The organism is Micromonospora sp. CNZ303 (assembly GCF_004345505.1).
The window spans coordinates 117,404-135,692 of sequence record NZ_SLVT01000003.1; the positions used below are offsets into that span (position 1 = coordinate 117,404).

Annotated in this window: 16 protein-coding genes; 13 read left to right on the plus strand and 3 right to left on the minus strand. The window is 73.5% G+C overall.

Features of this window, described 5'->3' with window-relative positions; all coding sequences use genetic code 11:
- Nucleotides 1–180: 180 nt before the first annotated feature.
- On the minus strand, nucleotides 181–1,677 hold the full coding sequence (locus tag EV374_RS33255) for a peptidoglycan recognition protein family protein (protein WP_486485613.1): 1,497 nt from the start codon (nucleotides 1,675–1,677) through the stop codon (nucleotides 181–183).
- A gap of 505 nt (nucleotides 1,678–2,182) precedes the next feature.
- Nucleotides 2,183–3,895, minus strand: a complete 1,713-nt coding sequence (locus EV374_RS06665; RefSeq protein WP_132232660.1) for an alkaline phosphatase D family protein — start codon at nucleotides 3,893–3,895, stop codon at nucleotides 2,183–2,185.
- Between the two features lie 150 nt (nucleotides 3,896–4,045).
- Between EV374_RS06665 and ftsY the strand changes: the two genes are divergently transcribed.
- From ftsY to EV374_RS06705, 8 genes are all read left to right on the plus strand, one after another.
- Nucleotides 4,046–5,233 (plus strand): signal recognition particle-docking protein FtsY, encoded by a 1,188-nt coding sequence (gene ftsY / locus EV374_RS06670; protein WP_132232662.1) that lies wholly within the window; start codon nucleotides 4,046–4,048, stop codon nucleotides 5,231–5,233.
- A gap of 7 nt (nucleotides 5,234–5,240) precedes the next feature.
- Nucleotides 5,241–6,104 (plus strand): aminoglycoside phosphotransferase family protein, encoded by an 864-nt coding sequence (locus EV374_RS06675; RefSeq protein WP_192581443.1) that lies wholly within the window; start codon nucleotides 5,241–5,243, stop codon nucleotides 6,102–6,104.
- Between the two features lie 193 nt (nucleotides 6,105–6,297).
- On the plus strand, nucleotides 6,298–7,749 hold the full coding sequence (locus tag EV374_RS06680; RefSeq protein WP_486485614.1) for an ammonium transporter: 1,452 nt from the start codon (nucleotides 6,298–6,300) through the stop codon (nucleotides 7,747–7,749).
- Nucleotides 7,750–7,774: 25 nt separating this feature from the next.
- Nucleotides 7,775–8,113 (plus strand): P-II family nitrogen regulator, encoded by a 339-nt coding sequence (locus tag EV374_RS06685; protein WP_176733926.1) that lies wholly within the window; start codon nucleotides 7,775–7,777, stop codon nucleotides 8,111–8,113.
- A gap of 16 nt (nucleotides 8,114–8,129) precedes the next feature.
- Nucleotides 8,130–10,439 carry a [protein-PII] uridylyltransferase gene (locus EV374_RS06690; RefSeq protein WP_132232664.1) on the plus strand — a complete coding sequence of 770 codons (2,310 nt, stop codon included), beginning with the start codon at nucleotides 8,130–8,132 and terminating at the stop codon, nucleotides 10,437–10,439.
- A 177-nt stretch (nucleotides 10,440–10,616) separates the two neighbouring features.
- A complete protein-coding gene (gene ffh / locus EV374_RS06695; protein ID WP_132232666.1) occupies nucleotides 10,617–12,176 on the plus strand; it encodes a signal recognition particle protein in 1,560 nt (519 codons plus the stop codon).
- 24 nt (nucleotides 12,177–12,200) lie between these two features.
- Nucleotides 12,201–12,401, plus strand: a complete 201-nt coding sequence (locus EV374_RS06700; RefSeq protein WP_486485615.1) for a hypothetical protein — start codon at nucleotides 12,201–12,203, stop codon at nucleotides 12,399–12,401.
- A gap of 69 nt (nucleotides 12,402–12,470) precedes the next feature.
- Nucleotides 12,471–13,550: an amidohydrolase family protein gene (locus tag EV374_RS06705; RefSeq protein ID WP_132232668.1), complete on the plus strand. Its 1,080-nt coding sequence runs from the start codon at nucleotides 12,471–12,473 to the stop codon at nucleotides 13,548–13,550.
- Nucleotides 13,551–13,644: 94 nt separating this feature from the next.
- Here EV374_RS06705 and EV374_RS06710 read toward each other — a convergent pair whose 3' ends face one another.
- Nucleotides 13,645–14,247, minus strand: a complete 603-nt coding sequence (locus EV374_RS06710; RefSeq protein ID WP_132232670.1) for a TetR family transcriptional regulator — start codon at nucleotides 14,245–14,247, stop codon at nucleotides 13,645–13,647.
- A 103-nt stretch (nucleotides 14,248–14,350) separates the two neighbouring features.
- Here EV374_RS06710 and proS point away from each other — a divergent pair, with 103 nt between their 5' ends.
- The 5 genes from proS (at nucleotide 14,351) to rimM (ending at nucleotide 18,276) form a co-directional block, all read left to right on the plus strand.
- A complete protein-coding gene (gene proS / locus EV374_RS06715) occupies nucleotides 14,351–15,757 on the plus strand; it encodes a proline--tRNA ligase (RefSeq protein ID WP_132232672.1) in 1,407 nt (468 codons plus the stop codon).
- 151 nt (nucleotides 15,758–15,908) lie between these two features.
- Entirely contained in the window at nucleotides 15,909–16,556 is a 648-nt protein-coding gene (locus EV374_RS06720; protein WP_132232674.1) for a ribonuclease FAU-1 family protein, read from the plus strand.
- 310 nt (nucleotides 16,557–16,866) lie between these two features.
- Complete coding sequence (gene rpsP, locus EV374_RS06725) at nucleotides 16,867–17,349, plus strand: 30S ribosomal protein S16 (RefSeq protein WP_132232676.1); 483 nt, start codon at nucleotides 16,867–16,869, stop codon at nucleotides 17,347–17,349.
- The gene (locus EV374_RS06730) at nucleotides 17,324–17,584 is read left to right on the plus strand and encodes an RNA-binding protein (RefSeq protein WP_172862164.1); all 261 of its coding nucleotides are present in this window, start codon (nucleotides 17,324–17,326) and stop codon (nucleotides 17,582–17,584) included. The genes rpsP and EV374_RS06730 overlap by 26 nt, the downstream gene beginning before the upstream one ends.
- On the plus strand, nucleotides 17,584–18,276 hold the full coding sequence (gene rimM, locus EV374_RS06735) for a ribosome maturation factor RimM (protein WP_132232678.1): 693 nt from the start codon (nucleotides 17,584–17,586) through the stop codon (nucleotides 18,274–18,276). The genes EV374_RS06730 and rimM overlap by 1 nt, the downstream gene beginning before the upstream one ends.
- Nucleotides 18,277–18,289: the final 13 nt, after the last annotated feature.

Sequence of the window (18,289 nt, forward strand, 5' to 3'; positions counted from 1 at the left end):
CGGGGGCGGCGGGACGACCAGCGCCTCCGTGAGCCGGGCGGAGCGGACGGGGCGACGGAGGACGGGCGCGTCGGAGTACGGCCGGCGTGGCCGTACTCCGACTGCTCGACGGTGATCTCCCGCGGTCGCTCCAGGTGGAGCGGCCCGGGTGCGGTCAGCCCTCGGGCCGAGGGTGCCTCGTCAGCCTCTTCCGGCGATGGTCACCTGGGCGGAGCCGTCCGGCATTCCGGCGATGCTGACGTTGCTGCCGGCGGCCGTGGTGGGCGTGCCCATCCCGGGCAGGGGCTGGAGCGGGTCCCAGGTGCCGTTGGGGTGGCGGATCTTGTGGTAGACGCCGTTGTCGGCGCCGATCATGAGTATGTGGGCGGAGCCGTCGGGCATGCCGGTGATGGCGACGTCCTTGCCGGCGGCGGGGGCGGTGGTGTGGTAGCCGGTGATGGGCTGGAATCCGGTCCAGGTGCCGTTGGGGTTGCGGATCTGGTGGTAGATGCCGCCGTTGGCGCCGACGATGAGGACCTGGGCGGAGCCGTTGGGCATGCCGGCGATGCTGACGCGGCTGCCGGCGGCCGTGGTGGGCGTGCCCGCGCCGGGCAGGGGCTGGAGCGGGTCCCAGGTGCCGTTGGGGTGGCGGATCCTGTGGTAGACGCCGTTGTCGGCGCCGATCATGAGTATGTGGGCGGAGCCGTCGGGCATGCCGGTGATGGCGACGTCCTTGCCGGCGGCGGGGGCGGTGGTGTGGTAGCCGGTGATGGGCTGGAATCCGGTCCAGGTGCCGTTGGGGTTGCGGATCTGGTGGTAGATGCCGCCGTTGGCGCCGACGATGAGGACCTGGGCGGAGCCGTTCGGCATGCCGGCGATGCTGACGCGGCTGCCGGCGGCCGGGGTGGGGGTGCCCGCGCCGGCGAGGGGTGCGAATCCGGTCCAGGTGCCGTTGGGGTTGCGGATCTGGTGGAAGACGCTGTTGTCAGCCCCGACGATGAGCACCTGGGCGGAGCGGTCCGGCATTCCGGTGATCGCCATGTCACGGGCCCGGCCGGGGTCGGTCGTCCGGTAGCCGGCCAGTGGCTGGAACCCGCTCCACGACCCGCTCGGGAACCGCACCTGGTGGAACATGATGCCGGCTGTCGAGCCGCCGCCCGCCATGGCGGCGGCGACGTCGCGGCGCATCGCGTCCAGGTCGATGAAGGAGGGGTCGATCTTTCCGGTGGTGCTGGTCTCGCGGTGACCCCGGGCGTAGCTGGCGTCGCGGCCCAGTCTGCGCAGGACCGCGGCGGTCGCCGCGACCGACGCGTTGTACTGGGCCTGGGTCATCGCCTGGTTGACACCGTTGTAGTCGATCTCCCAGCCGATCAGCATCGTGTTGCCGCTGCCCGCCGGGATCGGGCCGCTGCCCCGGCTGTTGCCGGCGTGGTTGGCGCGGTTGGCGGAGATCAGGTGGAACACGCCGTGGTAGTCCACGAGCGCGTGGCACAGCGGGCCGGGCAGGTCCGATCGGCCGTTGATGCAGACGCCCAGCGCCGGCGCGGGTCGGCTCGGGCTGGACGTGGCGGCGGTGTGGTGCCACAGCACGCCGATCGGGTCGAACGCGCCGCTGACGCCCCGCGAGCGCCAGTCACCCTCCTCGACGACCGCGACGCCGGCTGCCCGCAGGACGTCGGCGAGCCAGGGGATCCCCATCACGCGCTCCCGAGGTCGGCGAGGCACTCGACGGCGGGAGCGGCGAGCGCCGGCCGGTCGGTCAACGACACCCCTGCCACGACGGCGGGTACGGAGCCGATCAGAGCGCGCCGGCTGACGGTTCGGAGCGGGACGCGAGATGATGCCCGCGTTGTTTCGCGGGTTCTGGTGGTGGCCACGACGGGAGCCTTCCTGCCAGGGCGGCTGGCCTCTCACCTGGTGCGGTGGGGGCCACGGGAACGCATCGCGCCGGAACAGTCGCGGGTCGGCTCGACCGTGCTCGTGCCCCCAGGGCCGGCACGGCGTGCGCAGGCGTCGACGACAATGCCTTCCCGTCGTACGTGACGGGTGTCGTCGAGGTGCCGTTCCGACGAGACACGGATGAATGATCGCGACTGGATGTCTCGATTCGGCATCGACGATTGGGAATTAGTAAATCCGCCCACGTCGAAGCCGGTCAGTTCGGTGGTGGCGGTCCGCGCGGTCGCGGAAGGCTGCGGCGGGGTCAGCCGGCGGGGGTCAGCCGCTGGCGCATGACCTCGCGCAGGTGGCCGTCGCTGGTGGTGCCCTCGATCGTCACCTCGGCCGTCCGGCCGGCGTGCACCAGCGTGGCGACCGCGTTGCCGAAGTACGGCCCGGCCAGCCGCTTCCAGCGCAACGGCGGGCGGCGTACGCCGGCGGTGCGGGCCAGCGCCCGGGTGGCCCCGGACGGCCCGGACGACCAGCCGAGCTTCATCAGCGGGCGCATCCCGGCCGGAACCTGGTTGTGGATGGGCGAGCAGGTGAGCTGGTGCACCGGGGTGACCACGCTCCGGTCGTCGAACCGCGCCCGCGCCACGTACGAGTGGTGCACGTCGCCGGAGAGCACGCTGATCGACGCCGGTGGCGCGTACGCCGGGCCGGCCCCGACGCGCTCGCCGGGGCCGCCGGGGGTGCCGCTGCCGAGGCGGGCGAAGAGCGCGCCGAGCGCGTCGAACGAGCGGCGGAACGCGGCCCAGTGCTCCAGGTCCAGCCCCCGGCGCAGCTTCTCGGCCAGTTGGGCGACCCAGGGCCGCCGCGAGTCGGCCAGCTTCTCGTTCCACGCCTCCACGTGGTGGATGCCCGGCGGCAGCAGCCACGGCAGGGAGGCGCCGACCACCAGGTGGTCGTAGACGCCGTGGGCGCGGTCGAGGAACCACGACCACTCGCCCGGGGGCAGCATCGCCCGCTGGCCCGGCTCCAGCACCCGGCTGCACCGGTTGTCGAGCATGACCAGCCGGGTCCGGCCCAGGTCCAGCGCGTAGCTCCACTGGTACTGCACGGCGCGCCACCCCTCGGTGTCGTGGGCGAGGTCGGCCTCGGTGTCGACCCGCTGCCCGAACTCGCGCAGCACGCCGGTGGCGTCCTCCGCCGCGACGACCTTGGCGTAGACCGGGTCGGCGGCGATCTCGTCGGGGGAGAGGTTGCCCAGGTGCTGGTAGACCCAGTACGAGGCGAGGCCGCTGGTGATCCGCTCCGCCCACCACGGCTGCTCGCGCATGTCGGAGCGCCAGGAGGCCGAGGTGTTCCAGTCGTCGATGACCTCGTGGTCGTCGAAGATCATCACGCTCGGCACGGTGGAGAAGAGCCAGCGGATCTCCGGGTCCCGCCAGGACTCCAGGTAGAGCTTCGTGTACTCGTCGAAGCTGACCACCTGGTCGCCCGGCGCGCCCTTCGGCCGGCGGCGGCGCCGCTTCAGCAGCCGCCGGACCGTGGGCGAGGTCACGTCCGCGTAGACCTGGTCGCCGAGGAGCACCAGCAGGTCGGGCACCTCGGCCGGGTCCGGGTCGGCCATCAGCCGCCGGGCGTACGCGTCGAGGGCGTCCGGGGGCAGCCGACGGGTGGTGGCGTGCTGGGTGGTCTCCCGGCAGGACCCGAAGACCAACCGGACCGGCTGGTCGAGGTCGTCGGCCGCCCTGGTGCGGATCACACTGGGCGGGAAGTTGCTCTTCGGCACCGGCCAGGCGACCTCGTCGTCGATCAGCATCTCGTAGGTGGTGGCGCTGTCGGGGGTGAGCCCCTCCACGACGACGAGGGCGTAGTGGTGGTCGTACGCCGAGAAGGTGGGCGCGGTGCCGCCCGCGCCGTCGGCGGTACGGACGGTGACCACCGCGGGCGCGCTGGTCTCCACCCAGACGGTGGCCGACGTGCCGACCACCCTGCGGAGCAACGGGCCGATGAGCAGGTGTGCCGCGGGCATGGTCGACCTCCAGATGAGCGGACTTCATCTTTACTACCCGGCCGGCGGTCGCACCACTGCTAGCTGTGACCGAGCCTACCGCCGGCCTGCCTGGACGCGGTCGGGAGCGGTGGCTGGGACAGCTCCGCCGGCATCTGACAGGATTCCGGCATGACCGAATACCTCCTCATCGCACTCGCCCTGCTCGGCGTGCTGATCCTTGGCGGCATCGGGCTGGTCGTGCCGCGGCTGCGCCGGCGACCGGAGCCGCCGCTGCCCGAGACGGAGGTCGAGACCCGGGCCGAGGAGGACCTCGCCGGCCCGCCGGTGGAGGCGCCGGAGGCCGAGTTGTCCACCGGAATCCTGGTGGAACTGCCGGTCGTGGAGGCGCCGGCGCCGGTGCTGGAGGTCCCCGAGCCGACCGCCGGGCGGCTGGTCCGGCTGCGCTCGCGGCTGTCCCGCTCGCAGAACGCCTTCGGCAAGGGCCTGCTCGGCCTGCTCAGCCGCGACCACCTCGACGAGGACGCCTGGGAGGAGATCGAGGACAGCCTCATCACCGCCGACGTGGGCATCGACGCCACCCGGGAGATCGTCGACCGGCTGCGCGAGCGGACCCGCGTCCTCGGCACCCGGTCCGCGGGCGAGCTGCGTGCCCTGCTCGCCGCCGAGCTGGTCAACGCGCTCGACCCGACCCTGGACCGGTCCCTGCGGACCGCGCCCAAGGAGGGCGTGCCGGCGGTCGTGCTGGTCGTCGGCGTCAACGGCGCGGGCAAGACCACCACCTGCGGCAAGATCGCCCGGGTGCTCGTCGCCGACGGCCGCAGCGTGCTGCTCGGCGCGGCCGACACCTTCCGGGCCGCCGCCGCGGACCAGCTGGAGACCTGGGGCGGTCGGGTCGGTGCGGAGACGGTGCGGGGGCCCGAGGCGGCCGACCCGGCCAGCGTGGCCTTCGACGCCGTCAAGCGGGGCATCGACACCGGCGTCGACACCGTGCTGATCGACACCGCCGGGCGTCTCCAGAACAAGATCGGCCTGATGGACGAGCTGGGCAAGGTCAAGCGGGTGGTGGAGAAGCACGGCCCGATCGACGAGACACTGCTGATCCTCGACGCCACCACCGGGCAGAACGGGCTGGAGCAGGCCCGGGTCTTCACCGAGGTGGTCAACGTGACCGGTGTCGTGCTCAGCAAGCTCGACGGCACCGCCAAGGGCGGCATCGTGATCGCCGTGCAGCGCAAGCTGGGCATCCCGGTCAAGCTGGTCGGGCTCGGCGAGGGCAAGGACGACCTGGCCCCGTTCGACCCCGCCCAGTTCGTCGACGCGCTGCTCGGTACCGAGCCGCTCGCCCGGGACGCGTAACCTCGCAGTGACGACCGACGATCGCGCCTACGCCGGGTGGCGCGACCCCAGCCACCCGTCGACGGGCCTCGGGAGACCGTACGTGACTTCGCAGGAGATCCCGCTGCACGGCGGGAACGTCAGCACCGTCGTCCGGGTCGGCGACACGGTCCGGCGCAACGCCGGGCCGTGGACGCCCTCGGTGCACGCCCTGCTGCGCCACCTGGAGTACGTCGGGTTCACCGGCGCCCCCCGCGCGCTCGGCATGGACGAGCGCAACCGGGAGGTCCTGTCGTACCTGGAGGGGGAGTGCGGGGAGTACCCGCTGGCCCCGCACTGGGTCACCGACGAGGCGCTGGTGACCGTCGCCACCATGCTGCGCATGTTCCACGACGCCCAGTACGGCTTCGTCCCGCCGCCCGGGGCGGTGTGGCGCTCGTTCGGACCGCCGCCGCCGGACACCGAGGTGATCTGCCACCACGACGCCGCCCCGCACAACGTGATCTGGCGGCCCGACGGGACCCTGGGGCTGATCGACTTCGACCTCGCCTCGCCCGGCGCCCGGATCTACGACGTGGCGTACGCGGCCTGGACCTGGGTGCCGATCTTCTCCGACCGGGACTCGATCACGCTCGGCTGGAAGCACCCCGACCGGCCGCGCCGGCTGCGCCTCTTCGCCGACGCGTACGGGCTCATCCCCCGGGACCGGCACCGGCTGATCCGGACCATCCGCAAGCGGATCGTGGACCACGTGGAGGGCATCCGCCGGATGGCCGCCGCCGGTGAGCCGGCCTTCGTCCGGATCGTGCACAAGGGGCACCTGCGCCGGCCGATGCGGGACCTGCGGCTGCTCGACTACGAGCGCAACGCCCTGGAGTACGCGTTGCGCTGAGCGGTCCGCGCTGTCGGCCGCGCCGGCCGGCGGTGAGCTTCTCTTCACACGTCCGAAACAACCCGTCACCGTTCGGAAATCGACGGGTGACGCTGGGGGAAACAGGGAGCGAGCAGGCTTCCGCCCATCCGGCGTACGGGCGACGCTGCCCCGGAAGCCGTGAAGGAGGGAACTTCACCTTTAGGAGGCCAGCGTGCCTGAGGCACCCACGATCGATTCCGGCAACACCGTGTGGTTGCTGGTGTCGACGGCGCTCGTGCTGCTCATGACGCCCGGACTGGCGCTGTTCTACGGCGGCCTCAACCGGTCCAAGGGTGTACTGAACATGATGATGATGAGCTTCTCGGCGATCGGGCTCATCTCTGTCTTGTGGTGGTTCTACGGTTTCAGCATCGCCTTCGGTGGCGATGTCAACGGGCTCTGGGGCGACCCGGGCGCCTACCTCGGCACCAAGACCTTCCTCGCCGAGACCGACCTCTGGGGCGCGACGGCGGAGAACCCGAGCGGCATCGGCGTCCCGCTCTACGTGTTCATGGCCTTCCAGATGATGTTCGCCGTGATCACCGTCGCGCTGATCAGCGGCGCGATCTCCGACCGGGCGAAGTTCGCCGGCTGGCTGCTCTTCGCGTTCGGCTGGGCGACGCTCGTCTACTTCCCGGTCGCGCACTGGGTGTGGGGCGGCGGCATCATCGGCGGCGACCTGCACGCGCTCGACTTCGCCGGCGGCACCGCGGTGCACATCAACGCCGGCGCGGCGGCCCTGGCCCTGGTGCTGGTGCTGGGCAAGCGGCTCGGCTGGCCCCGGGAGGGCATGAAGCCGCACAACATCCCGCTCGTCGCGCTCGGCGCCGGGCTGCTCTGGTTCGGCTGGTTCGGCTTCAACGCCGGTTCCGAGCTCACCGTCGACTCGGTCGCCGGCCTGGCCTTCATCAACACCCAGCTCGCCACGGCCGCCGCCGTGCTCGGCTGGATCGTCGTCGAATGGATCAAGGACAGGAAGCCGACCCTGGTCGGCGCCTCGTCCGGCGCCATCGCCGGCCTGGTCGCCATCACCCCGGCCTGCGGCTTCATCGCCCCCTGGGCGGCGGTGCTGCTCGGTCTCGTCGCCGGGGCGGTCTGCGCGCTGGCGATCAGCCTCAAGTACAGGCTCGGCTACGACGACTCGCTCGACGTGGTCGGCGTGCACTTCGTCGGCGGCTGGATCGGCTCGCTCTGGCTCGGGCTCTTCGCCACGAACTCGGTCAACGGCGCGATCAGCGACGTGATCGGCGCCTCCGACGGGCTCTTCTACGGCGGCGGGGTGACCCAGCTCGGCCGGCAGGCCCTGGCCGGCCTGATCGTCACCGTCTGGTCCTTCGCGGTGGCCTGGGTGCTCGCCTTCGGCATCGAGAAGACGATCGGCTTCCGCCTGCGGGCCGAGGACGAGGTCGGCGGCATCGACATCGCCGAGCACGCCGAGAGTGGCTACGACCTGTCGCCGGCCGCCGGCAGCGGCGGGGGCAGCGCGTTCGCCATGGCCGGGCTGACCGCCGCCAGGCCGGCGACGGAGCCGGCGACCGCGCCTGCCGCGCCTGCCGAGCCCACCGTGCCTGCCGCGGCTGCCGAGCCGGCCGCCGGGTCCGCCGCCGAGAAGGTCGCCCGTTAACGTTCCTGGGATGGAGGGGTTGGACATGAAGCTGGTGACCGCGGTCATCAAGCCGTACCAGCTGGACGCGGTGAAGGAGGCCCTGCACGCCCTCGGCGTGGCCGGCCTGACCGTCAGCGAGGTCCAGGGCTACGGGCGGCAGAAGGGGCATACCGAGGTCTACCGGGGTGCCGAGTACACGGTCGAGTTCCTGCCCAAGATCCGGGTGGAGGTGCTCACCGACGAGATCGACGTCGACAAGATCGTGGACGCCGTCGTCGGCGCCGCCCGGACCGGCAAGATCGGCGACGGGAAGGTCTGGGTGACCGCCGTCGAGGAGGTCGTCCGGGTCCGCACCGGCGAGCGCGGCCTCGACGCGCTCTGACCGGCCACCCACCGACATGACCTCGTCGACCAGGAAGAACGGGTCGGGACACACCGGCAACGGTGCCGCCGCGCTCCTGGTCGACGAGGTCGTCGGCGTCGACGGCGGCATCGGGGCGACGGCGCGGGCCGCGCGGGCCGACGCGTACGACCGGTGGCTGCGCGGGCTGCTCCCGCAGCGGCCCGGGGTGGCGCTGGTCGCCGTCGGCGGGCTGGGCCGCCGGCAGTGCGCGCCGCACGGCGACCTCGACCTCGTCCTGCTGCACGCCGGCGTGCCCGGCGTGGACGAGCTGGCCGCCTCGGTCTGGTATCCGGTGTGGGACGCCGGGCTGCGGCTGGACCACTCCGTCCGGACCGTCCCCGAGGCGCTCTCCGTCGCCCAGGACGACGTGAAGGTGGCCCTCGGGCTGCTCGACGCGCGGCTCGTCGCCGGGGACGCCGGGCTCGCGGACACCCTCGTCCGCACCGCCGCCGACCACTGGCGGCGCACCGCCGTACGCCAGCTCCCGGCGCTCCGCGAGATCACCGCCGCCCGCTGGGCCGCCCACGGCGAGCTGGCGTTCCTGCTGGAGGGCGACCTGAAGGAGGCGGCCGGCGGGCTGCGCGACGTGGGCATCCTGCGGGCGATCGCCACCGCCGGGATCACCGACGCGCTGCGCCCCGCCGTCCGCGCCGCGCACCTGCGGCTGCTCGACACCCGGGACGCGCTGCACCGGCAGGCCGGCCGCCGGGTCGACCGGCTGGTCGCCCAGGAACGCGACGGGGTCGCCGCGCTGCTCGGGCTCCGGCAGCCCGTACCCGGTGGAACCGAGCTGGCCGGCGACGGCGACGCGCTTGTGCGCCGGGTGGCCGGCGACGCCCGGACCGTCAGCCACGCCCTCGACGACGCCTTCCGCGCCGCCGACCGGCTCCGCTCCGGCCGCCGCCGGGGTGCCGACGGGCGCCCGCTGCGCCGGCCGGTCGCCCGGGACGTCGTCGAGCACGACGGCGAGCTGGTGCTGGCCCGCACCGCGATCGGGGCACGCCCCGACCCGAGCCTGTCGCTGCGGGTCGCCGCCGCCGCGGCCGTCACCCGGCTGCCGATCGCCAGGGCCACCTGCGAGTGGCTGGCCGCGTACTGCCCGCCGCTGTCGGCGCCGTGGCCGGCCGAGGCCCGGGCCGCGCTGATTACCCTGCTCGGCGCCGGTCCCGGCCTGGTGCCGGCCTGGGAGACCTGCGACCGGTACGGGCTGATCGAGGGCTGGCTGCCCGAGTGGACCCGCCTGCGCAGTCTCCCGCAGCACAACCCCGTGCACCGGTTCACCCTCGACCGGCACCTCGTGCAGACCGCGTACGAGGCCAGCCGGCACACCCGCGAGGTGGACCGCCCCGACCTGCTGCTGCTCGGCGCACTCCTGCACGACGTCGGCAAGGGGCTTCCCGGCGACCACAGCACGGTCGGGGTGCCGCTGGCGGAGGCGGTGGCCGCCCGGATCGGCCTGCCCGCGCCGGAGGTGGCGCTGATCGGCACGCTGGTCCGGCTGCACCTGCTCCTGCCCGACGTGGCCACCCGGCGGGACCTCGCCGACCCGGTCACCATCGCCGGGGTGGCCGAGCGGGTCGGCGACCCGACCACGCTGGACCTGCTGCACGCCCTGGTGCGGGCCGACGCCGCCGCCACCGGCCCGGCCGCCTGGTCGGACTGGAAGGGCCGACTGGTCGCCGAGCTGGTCACCCGGGTACGGACCGCGCTGGACACGGGCGCGCTGCCCGCCCCGCCCGCCCCCGACCCGGCCCTGCTGGCGGGGCCCCTGCCGGTCGTACACCTGACGGCCGACCGGGTGGCGGTGGCCGCGGCGGACCGGCGCGGCCTGCTCGCGACGGTGGCCGGCTGCCTGGCGCTGCACCGGCTGGAGGTGCTCTCCGCCGACGCCTCCACCGTCGACGGCCGGGCCCTGGTCGAGTGCCGCGTGCAGCCCCGGTACGGGCTCGCGCCCGACCCGATCGCCCTCGGCGCCGACCTGCGCCGCGCGGTGAACGGCGACGTCTCGGTCACCCAGCGGCTGCGCGGCCGGGCCCTGGCGGCGCGGTCCGATCCGGCCGCGCCCCGGGTGGTCTGGCACCGCGAGGCGGCCACCGACGCCGTGCTGCTGGAACTGCGTGCCGCCGACGCGGTAGGGCTGCTCTACCGGGTCACCTGCGCCCTCGACGAGGCCGGCGCCCAGGTGCGCGCGGCCCGCATCTCCACCCTCGGCGGCGACGTGGTGGACGCCTTCTACCTCGTCGGCGGCTGGCCGGACGACGCCACCCGGGCCCGTCTGGAGGCCGCGGTGCTGGCCGCCGTGTAGGGAAGGGCCCCCTGTCAACGCCTGAGGTAGAGCAAGGGCCCCCTGTCAACGTCGTAGCCGGGTCAGCTGCGCCCGGGCCGAAGCGGCCGTAGGGCTGGCCGGCTACCCTAGCGGTGGCCGGACACCTCGCCCGGTCGCCGATCTGCCCGCCGGAACACTGACAAACGGGATGTTCGCGTGTTTGACACCTTGAGTGACCGCCTGTCCGGGATCTTCACCAAGCTCCGCGGCAAGGGTCGGCTCACCGACGCCGACATCGACGCCACCGCGCGCGAGATCCGCCTCGCGCTGCTGGAGGCGGACGTCGCGCTGCCGGTGGTCAAGGGCTTCATCGCCAACGTCAAGGAGCGGGCGCGCGGCTCCGAGGTCTCCCAGGCCCTCAACCCGGCGCAGCAGATCATCAAGATCGTCAACGAGGAGCTGATCAACGTCCTCGGCGGCGAGGGGCGGCGGCTCCAGTTCGCCAAGCAGCCGCCGACGGTGATCATGCTCGCCGGCCTCCAGGGTTCCGGCAAGACCACCCTCGCCGGCAAGCTGGCCCGCTGGCTCAAGGCCCAGGGCCACCAGCCGCTGCTGGTCGCCGCCGACCTCCAGCGCCCCAACGCCGTCGGGCAGCTCCAGGTGCTCGGTGGCCGCGCCGGCGTCGAGGTGTACGCCCCCGAGCCCGGCAACGGCACCGGCGACCCGGTGCAGGTGGCGCGCGCCTCGATCGAGCACGCGAAGCGGGCCGCCCGGGACATCGTCATCGTCGACACCGCCGGCCGGCTCGGCATCGACGCCGAGATGATGCAGCAGGCCGCCGACATCCGTGACGCGGTCGAGCCGGACGAGGTCATCTTCGTCATCGACGCCATGGTCGGCCAGGACGCGGTGCGCACCGCCGAGGCGTTCCGCGACGGCGTGGGCATCACCGGCGTGGTCCTCTCCAAGCTCGACGGCGACGCCCGCGGTGGCGCCGCGCTGTCGGTCCGGGAGGTCACCGGGCAGCCGATCCTCTTCGCCTCCACCGGCGAGAAGCTGGAGGACTTCGACGTCTTCCACCCCGACCGGATGGCCAGCCGGATCCTCGGCATGGGCGACGTCCTCACTCTGATCGAGCAGGCCGAGCAGGCCTTCGACACCGATCAGAAGGAGAAGATGACCGCCAAGCTGATGGGCGGCGAGCAGTTCACCCTGGAGGACTTCCTCGACCAGCTCATCGCGGTCCGGCGGATGGGCCCCATCGCCAACGTGCTGGCCATGATGCCGGGCATGGGGCAGATGAAGGACCAGCTCGCCGAGGTCGACGACAAGCACTTCGACCGGGTCACCGCGATCATCCGGTCGATGACCCCCGCCGAGCGCACCAACCCGAAGATCATCAACGGCTCGCGCCGGGCCCGCATCGCCAACGGCTCCGGCGTCACGGTGATGGACGTCAACCAGCTGCTCAACCGCTTCGCCGACGCGCAGAAGATGATGAAGCAGATGGGCGGCATGATGGGCCTGCCGGGCGGCGGCCGGCGCAAGGCGACCAAGTCGCCGAAGAACAAGCGCAAGGGCACCAAGGGCGGCAACCGGCCGCGCGCCGGGGCGGGCGCGGGGATGCCGGGCGGCTTCCCGGGCGGCATGCCGCAGCTCCCGCCGGGCATGGACCCGAACGACCTGGCCGGCGGCCAGGGGCTGCCCCCGGGCTTCAAGCTGCCGAAGATCGACTTCAACAAGCTCGGCAAGGGCGGCGACGGCCGGCCCCACTGACGCGTGTCGCTGACGGCGGGTGACATGATCCTTGCCCAGGGTGTGGTCGACCCGCTGCGCGAGCGGATGACCCTCACGGAATACACGCTCGGCCCCACCGGCGAGTACGAGGCGCTGACCCACACCGAGGACCTCGTCGTCACCGAGCGGCCCTGGAAGGTCTCCGTCGACCTGCCCGCGCTGACGGCACGGCGGGCCGGGCTGCTGGCGCGCGACGAGGGCTGAACGCCGCCGGCCCGCGCGGGGCGGGAAGAATGGCGGCGGACCGCCCCCTTTCGCGCAGACGGAGGACGCATGGCCTGGCACGTACGCGGCGTGGTGCTGCCCGACGACGAGGTCCGTGACCTGTGGCTGGTCGGCGACTGGGTCACCTTCACCCCGGTTGCCGGTGCGGAGACGATCGCCGACGGCGGGTTCGTGCTGCCCGGTCTGATCGACGCGCACTGCCACATCGGCATCGCCCGCGGCGGCGCCCCGATCACCTCGCTCGACCAGGCCCGCGAGCTGGCCCGGGTCGACCGGGACGCGGGGGTCCTCGCCATCCGCGACGCCGGGTCGCCGTACCCGTACCCCGAACTCGACGACGAGCCCGACCTGCCGCGACTGGCCCGCGCCGGCCGGCACGTCGCGCCGCCGAAGCGCTACCTGCGCGACATCGGCGTCGAGGTCGGCGCGGCGGAGGTGGCGGCGACGGTGGCCGCGCAGGCGCGCGCCGGCAACGGCTGGGTGAAGCTGGTCGGCGACTGGATCGACCGGGGCGTCGGCGACCTGGCCCCGGCCTGGGACGCCGACACCATGACGGCCGCCGTCCGGGCCGCGCACGCCGCCGGGGTACGCGCCGCCGTGCACACCTTCTCCGAGTCGGCCGTCGAGATCATGGTGCGCGCCGGGGTGGACTCGGTGGAGCACGGCACGGGCCTCAGCCTGGACCTGATCGACGAGATGGCCCGCCGGGGCACCGCGCTCATCCCCACCATGATCAACATTCGGACCTTCGGCGGGATCGCCGAGCAGGCCCGGGAGAAGTTCCCCGGCTACGCCGAGCACATGATCGCGCTGCGCGACCGCTTCCCCGAGGTGGTCCGCTCGGCGCACGAGGCCGGGGTCCCGATCTACGTGGGCACGGACGCGGGCGGCGGCATCGACCACGGCCTCGCCGCCGAAGAGATGCTGCTGCTGCACGAGCAGGCCGGCATGTCTACCACCGACGTGCTCGCCGCCGCGTCCTGGCGGGCCCGCGAGTGGCTCGGCTTCCCCGGGCTGGTCGAGGGCGGCCTGGCGGACCTCGTCGTCTATTCCGAGGACCCGCGCGCCGACCTGCGCGCCGTGCGCACCCCCGCCCGCATCGTGCTGCGCGGTCGCGTCGTCCGCTGACCCGCCGCGGACGACGCGGTCGGCGGGGGAGACTCCCGGTCGGGCCGGTGGCGCTCCCGACCGGCGGCGCGGCGCTGCCCGGGGCGGCGCCCGGTCAGCCGGTGTGCGCCTGGGTGACCGCGTGCAGGAGCAGGTACACCGCGAGGTCGGCGAGGGCGGCGGCGGTCTGCGCGACGGGGGCGCCCGGCAGGACGATGTGGCTGATCACCAACCGGACGACCGAGTCCGTGGCGAACGCGACGGCGTCGCGGTCGGCGCCCGGCAGCGCGCCGTCGGCCCACTCCAGCAGCACCTCGGTGGCCTCGGTCAGGACCAGCTCCGACCGGGTGGTCAGGTAGGGCAGCAGGTCGTCCGAGCCGCCCCGGGAGCTGGTCAGGACGGCCTTGATCAGCGGGTCGTCGGCCGCCTGCGTGAGAGTGTGCGAGATGGTGGCGTGCGCGGCGGCCCGCACGTCGTCGCCGTGGGCGCGCAGCAGGGCGCGTACGTCGCCGACGAACCGGTCGACCTCCCGCCGGGCGAGCGCCTCGGCCAGCCCCGCCTTGGTGCCGAACTCGTTGTAGACCGTCTGCCGGCTGACCCCCGCCGCGCGCGCGACGGCACCCATCCGGACGCCGTCCCAGCCGGTCGCGATGGTCAATGCCCGGGCGGCCTCGACGATCGCGTCCCGGGAACGGGTGCCGTCCCTCACCTCACCCATGGTGGTCGAATCCTAGCCCGGCCGCACCGACCGGCACGGCGGAGACCGCCGACGTCGCGCCCGATGACGTCGTCCCTTCGGCCGACGCATAGGATGTGCGGTCATGGCACGCGTGCTCACTCCCCGTGCGGAGGACTTTCCCCGCTGGTACCAGGACCTGATCGCCAAGGCGAAGCTGGCCGACAACGGCCCGGTCCGGGGGACCATGGTCATCCGTCCGGCCGGCTACGCCATCTGGGAGCGGATGCAGGCCGAGATGGACGCCCGGATCAAGGCGGCGGGCGCGGAGAACGCGTACTTCCCGCTCTTCATCCCGGAGAGCTACCTCAAGCGCGAGGCCGAGCACGTCGAGGGCTTCTCGCCGGAGCTGGCGGTGGTCACCCACGGCGGTGGCAAGCAGCTCGCCGAGCCGGTCGTGGTGCGGCCCACCAGCGAGACCGTCATCGGCGAGTTCATGGCCAAGTGGATCGACTCCTACCGGGACCTGCCGCTGCTGCTCAACCAGTGGGCCAACGTGGTCCGCTGGGAGCTGCGCCCCCGGATCTTCCTGCGCACCAGCGAGTTCCTCTGGCAGGAGGGGCACACCGCGCACGCGACCCGCTCCGACGCCCGCGCCTACGCCCGCCGGATCCTGCACGAGGCGTACGAGGACCTGATGGTCAACGTGCTCGGCATCCCGGTGGTCGTCGGCCTGAAGACCGCCCGCGAGCGCTTCGCCGGCGCCACCGCCACCTACACCTGCGAAGGCATGATGGGTGACGGCAAGGCCCTCCAGCTCGGCACCAGCCACGAGCTGGGGCAGAACTTCGCCAAGGCCTTCGACATCAGCTACTCCTCGGCCGAGGGCGGCCGGGAGCACGCCTGGACGACCTCCTGGGGCACCTCGACCCGGATGCTCGGCGGCCTGATCATGTGCCACGGCGACGACAACGGGCTGCGCGTGCCGCCGAAGCTGGCGCCCGTGCAGGCGTACGTCATGGTGGTCAAGGACGGCGAGGGTGTCGGCGAGGCGGCGGCCAAGCTGCGCGACGGCCTGCGCGACGTCGGTGTCCGGGTCGCGCTCGACGACCGCGTCGACACGCCGTTCGGCCGCCGGGCCGTCGACGCCGAGCTGCGCGGCTATCCCGTACGCGTCGAGGTCGGCCCCCGCGACCTGGCCGCCGGCAACGCGGTCGTGGTCCGGCGCACCGACGGCTCGAAGTCCCCGACGCCGGTGGCCGACGTGGTGACCGCCGTGCTGGCCGCCCTCGACGCCGACCAGCGGGCCCTGCACGACCAGGCGCTGGCCCACCGGAAGTCCCGCACCGTCGAGGTGTCGACCCTCGCCGAGGCGATCGAGGCGGCGGCCACCGGCTGGGCCATGGTGCCGTGGTCGGCGGTCGGCGTGCAGGGCGAGGCGGAGGCGAACGGCCAGGGCGTCACCGTGCGCTGCCTGCTGCGGGCCGACGGCTCGGTGCCCGACTCCGAGGACGAGCCCGACCTGGTCGCCATCCTGGCCCGCGCCTACTGAGTTCCGTCGGCACCCCGCCTCGTGCTTCGCGGCGGCTCCCTCAGGCGTTAGGAAGGGCACCTTCCTAACGCCTGAGGTGGAGGAAGGGTCCCTTCCTTGCACCTCGGAGCGGTGGGCGGGGGTGGGGGGCGGGGGCCGGTAGGGTCGGTGCGTGAGATTCGAACCTGGGCGGCTGATCGTGCACCGCAACGTGCGCCGGGGCCGGATCGGCTGGGTACGCGCCGCGCGGGTGGTCAGCGACGACGACCGGGGCCTGCTGCTCTGGGTGCCCCGCGACTCCCCGGTCGCGAGCGAGGTCACCGAGGCCGGGCTGGGCATGCGGGCGGTGCCGTTCAGCGAGTGGATCTCCTCGTCGTACCGCCTGGCCACCGGCCGGTGGGACGGCCCCTCCGTGCTCAAGTTCCTGCCCACCGGGGCGGCCCACTCCGTGTGGTGGTTCCGCGACGCGCACGACCGCTTCGCCACCTGGTACGTCAACCTGGAGGAGCCAGGGGTGCGCTGGGACGACGGCACGCTCGCCGGCGTCGACATGGTGGACCAGGACCTCGACGTGGTCGTCCGTCCCGACCTGGGCTGGGAGTGGAAGGACGAGGGGGAGTTCGCCGAGCGGCTCGCCTTCCCCGACCACTACTGGGTGACCGACGCCGATGCGGTCCGCGCCGAGGGGAAGCGGGTGATCGCATTGGCCGAGGCGGGGGAGTTCCCGTTCGACGGCACCTGGTGCGACTTCACCCCGCCGCCCGACTGGACCGTCCCCGACGGGTTGCCGCCCGGCTGGGACCGCCCCCCGGTGCGCTGACCCGGCCCGACCTGCCCGCGCCCCCCGTGGCGCACCGCCCCTCGACCGGCGGGGCCGGCCGCCGGCCGGCGACTGTGCTTTCGGTCACTTCTGCCGCCCGGCGGGTGACCGGGGGCGGTCCGGTGTGAGGGTTCCGCGCCCGATCTGGCAGAATGGCTGGCTGGTATCCGGCGCGTGTCCGGCGCCCTCTAACCCGGGCACGTCGCCAGTCCACCGAGCAGTCTCCGGCCCAACCCCACTGTGCCGGTCGACACTCACCCGTGCACCGCCCGTACCGGGCAGGTGAGATCGCAACAGGAGCGAAACAACTGTGGCCGTAAAGATCCGGCTCCTGCGGATGGGCAAGATCCGCAACCCGCAGTACCGCATCGTCATCGCCGACTCGCGCACCAAGCGCGACGGCCGGGCGATCGAGTTCGTCGGGGTCTACCAGCCGAAGGAAGACCCTTCGGTGATCGAGGTCAAGTCGGAGCGGGTCCAGTACTGGCTGTCCGTCGGCGCCCAGCCGAGCGAGGCGGTGCAGCGGCTGCTGGAGCTGACCGGTGACTGGCAGAAGTTCAAGGGCCTGCCGGCCCCGCCGCCGCTGAAGGTCGCCCCGGAGCGGGTCGACCGCACCGCGGCGTACGAGGCCGAGGCGAAGGCCGCCGCCGGGCTGGCCGAGGCGCCGGCGAAGCCGGCCAAGAAGGCCGCCAAGGCCGAGGCTCCGAAGACCGAGGCTCCGGCCGAGGCTCCGAAGACCGAGGCTCCGGCCGAGGCCCCGGCTGCCGCTGCCGACGCCGGTGAGCAGGCCTGACATGCCTCTGCGTCCGGCGTTGGAGCACCTGGTCAAGGGCATCGTCGACCACCCCGATGACGTACGCGTCCGGATGGTCGACTCCCGTCGGGGCAAGCGGCTGGAAGTCCGCGTGCACCCGGAGGACCTCGGCACGGTGATCGGGCGGTCCGGCCGGACCGCCAAGGCGCTGCGCCAGGTGATCGGCTCCATCGGCGGGCGCGGCGTGCGCGTCGACATCGTCGACTCGTACTGATGCTGCTCGTCGTCGGCAGGGTCGGCAAGCCGCACGGCATCCGCGGTGAGGTCACCGTGGAGGTGCGGACCGACGAGCCCGAAGCGCGGTTCGCCCCCGGCATGGTGCTGCGCACCATGCCGGGGGCGACGCCCCCGGCTGTGCCCAGCAGTCGGGTGCTGCGCACCATGCCGGAGGCGACGCCCCCGGCTGTGCCCAGCAGTCGGGTGCTGCGCACCATGCCGGGGGCGACACCCCGGGCGCGGCACACCGAGCCCGGGGCGCCTCAGCCGTCGCCGGCCGCGCCCGCGCAGGGGGTGGCCTTCCGGGTGCCCGCCGAACTGGTCGTGGAGTCCGCCCGCTGGCACCAGGGGCGGATGCTCGTCGCGTTCGAGGGCATCGGGGACCGGGACGTCGCCGAGGCGCTGCGCGGCACGCTGGTCGCGGTCGACAGCGCCGAGGTCGCCCCGCCGGAGGACCCGGAGGAGTTCCACGACCACCAGCTCGTCGGGCTGGCCGTGGTCACCCCGACCGGCGACCGGCTGGGCGAGGTGGCCCGGATCGACCACGCCCCCTCCTCCGACCTGTTGGTGCTGCGCCGTCCCGAGGGCGGCACCGCGCTCATCCCGTTCGTCAAGGCGATCGTCCCCGAGGTTGACCTCGCCGGCGGTCGCGTCGTCGTCGACCCGCCGGCCGGTCTGCTCGATCTGTAGAACCGCTGGAGCA

Coding starts and splice junctions, on each gene's coding strand:
- EV374_RS06705 (WP_132232668.1), top strand. CDS start 12,471: ATGGCCTGGCACGTACGCGGCGTGGTGCTGCCCGACGACGAGGTCCGT.
- EV374_RS06700 (WP_486485615.1), top strand. CDS start 12,201: ATGATCCTTGCCCAGGGTGTGGTCGACCCGCTGCGCGAGCGGATGACC.
- EV374_RS06685 (WP_176733926.1), top strand. CDS start 7,775: ATGAAGCTGGTGACCGCGGTCATCAAGCCGTACCAGCTGGACGCGGTG.
- proS (WP_132232672.1), top strand. CDS start 14,351: ATGGCACGCGTGCTCACTCCCCGTGCGGAGGACTTTCCCCGCTGGTAC.
- EV374_RS33255 (WP_486485613.1), bottom strand. CDS start 1,677: ATGGGGATCCCCTGGCTCGCCGACGTCCTGCGGGCAGCCGGCGTCGCG.
- EV374_RS06665 (WP_132232660.1), bottom strand. CDS start 3,895: ATGCCCGCGGCACACCTGCTCATCGGCCCGTTGCTCCGCAGGGTGGTC.
- EV374_RS06690 (WP_132232664.1), top strand. CDS start 8,130: ATGACCTCGTCGACCAGGAAGAACGGGTCGGGACACACCGGCAACGGT.
- EV374_RS06710 (WP_132232670.1), bottom strand. CDS start 14,247: ATGGGTGAGGTGAGGGACGGCACCCGTTCCCGGGACGCGATCGTCGAG.
- ftsY (WP_132232662.1), top strand. CDS start 4,046: ATGACCGAATACCTCCTCATCGCACTCGCCCTGCTCGGCGTGCTGATC.
- rimM (WP_132232678.1), top strand. CDS start 17,584: ATGCTGCTCGTCGTCGGCAGGGTCGGCAAGCCGCACGGCATCCGCGGT.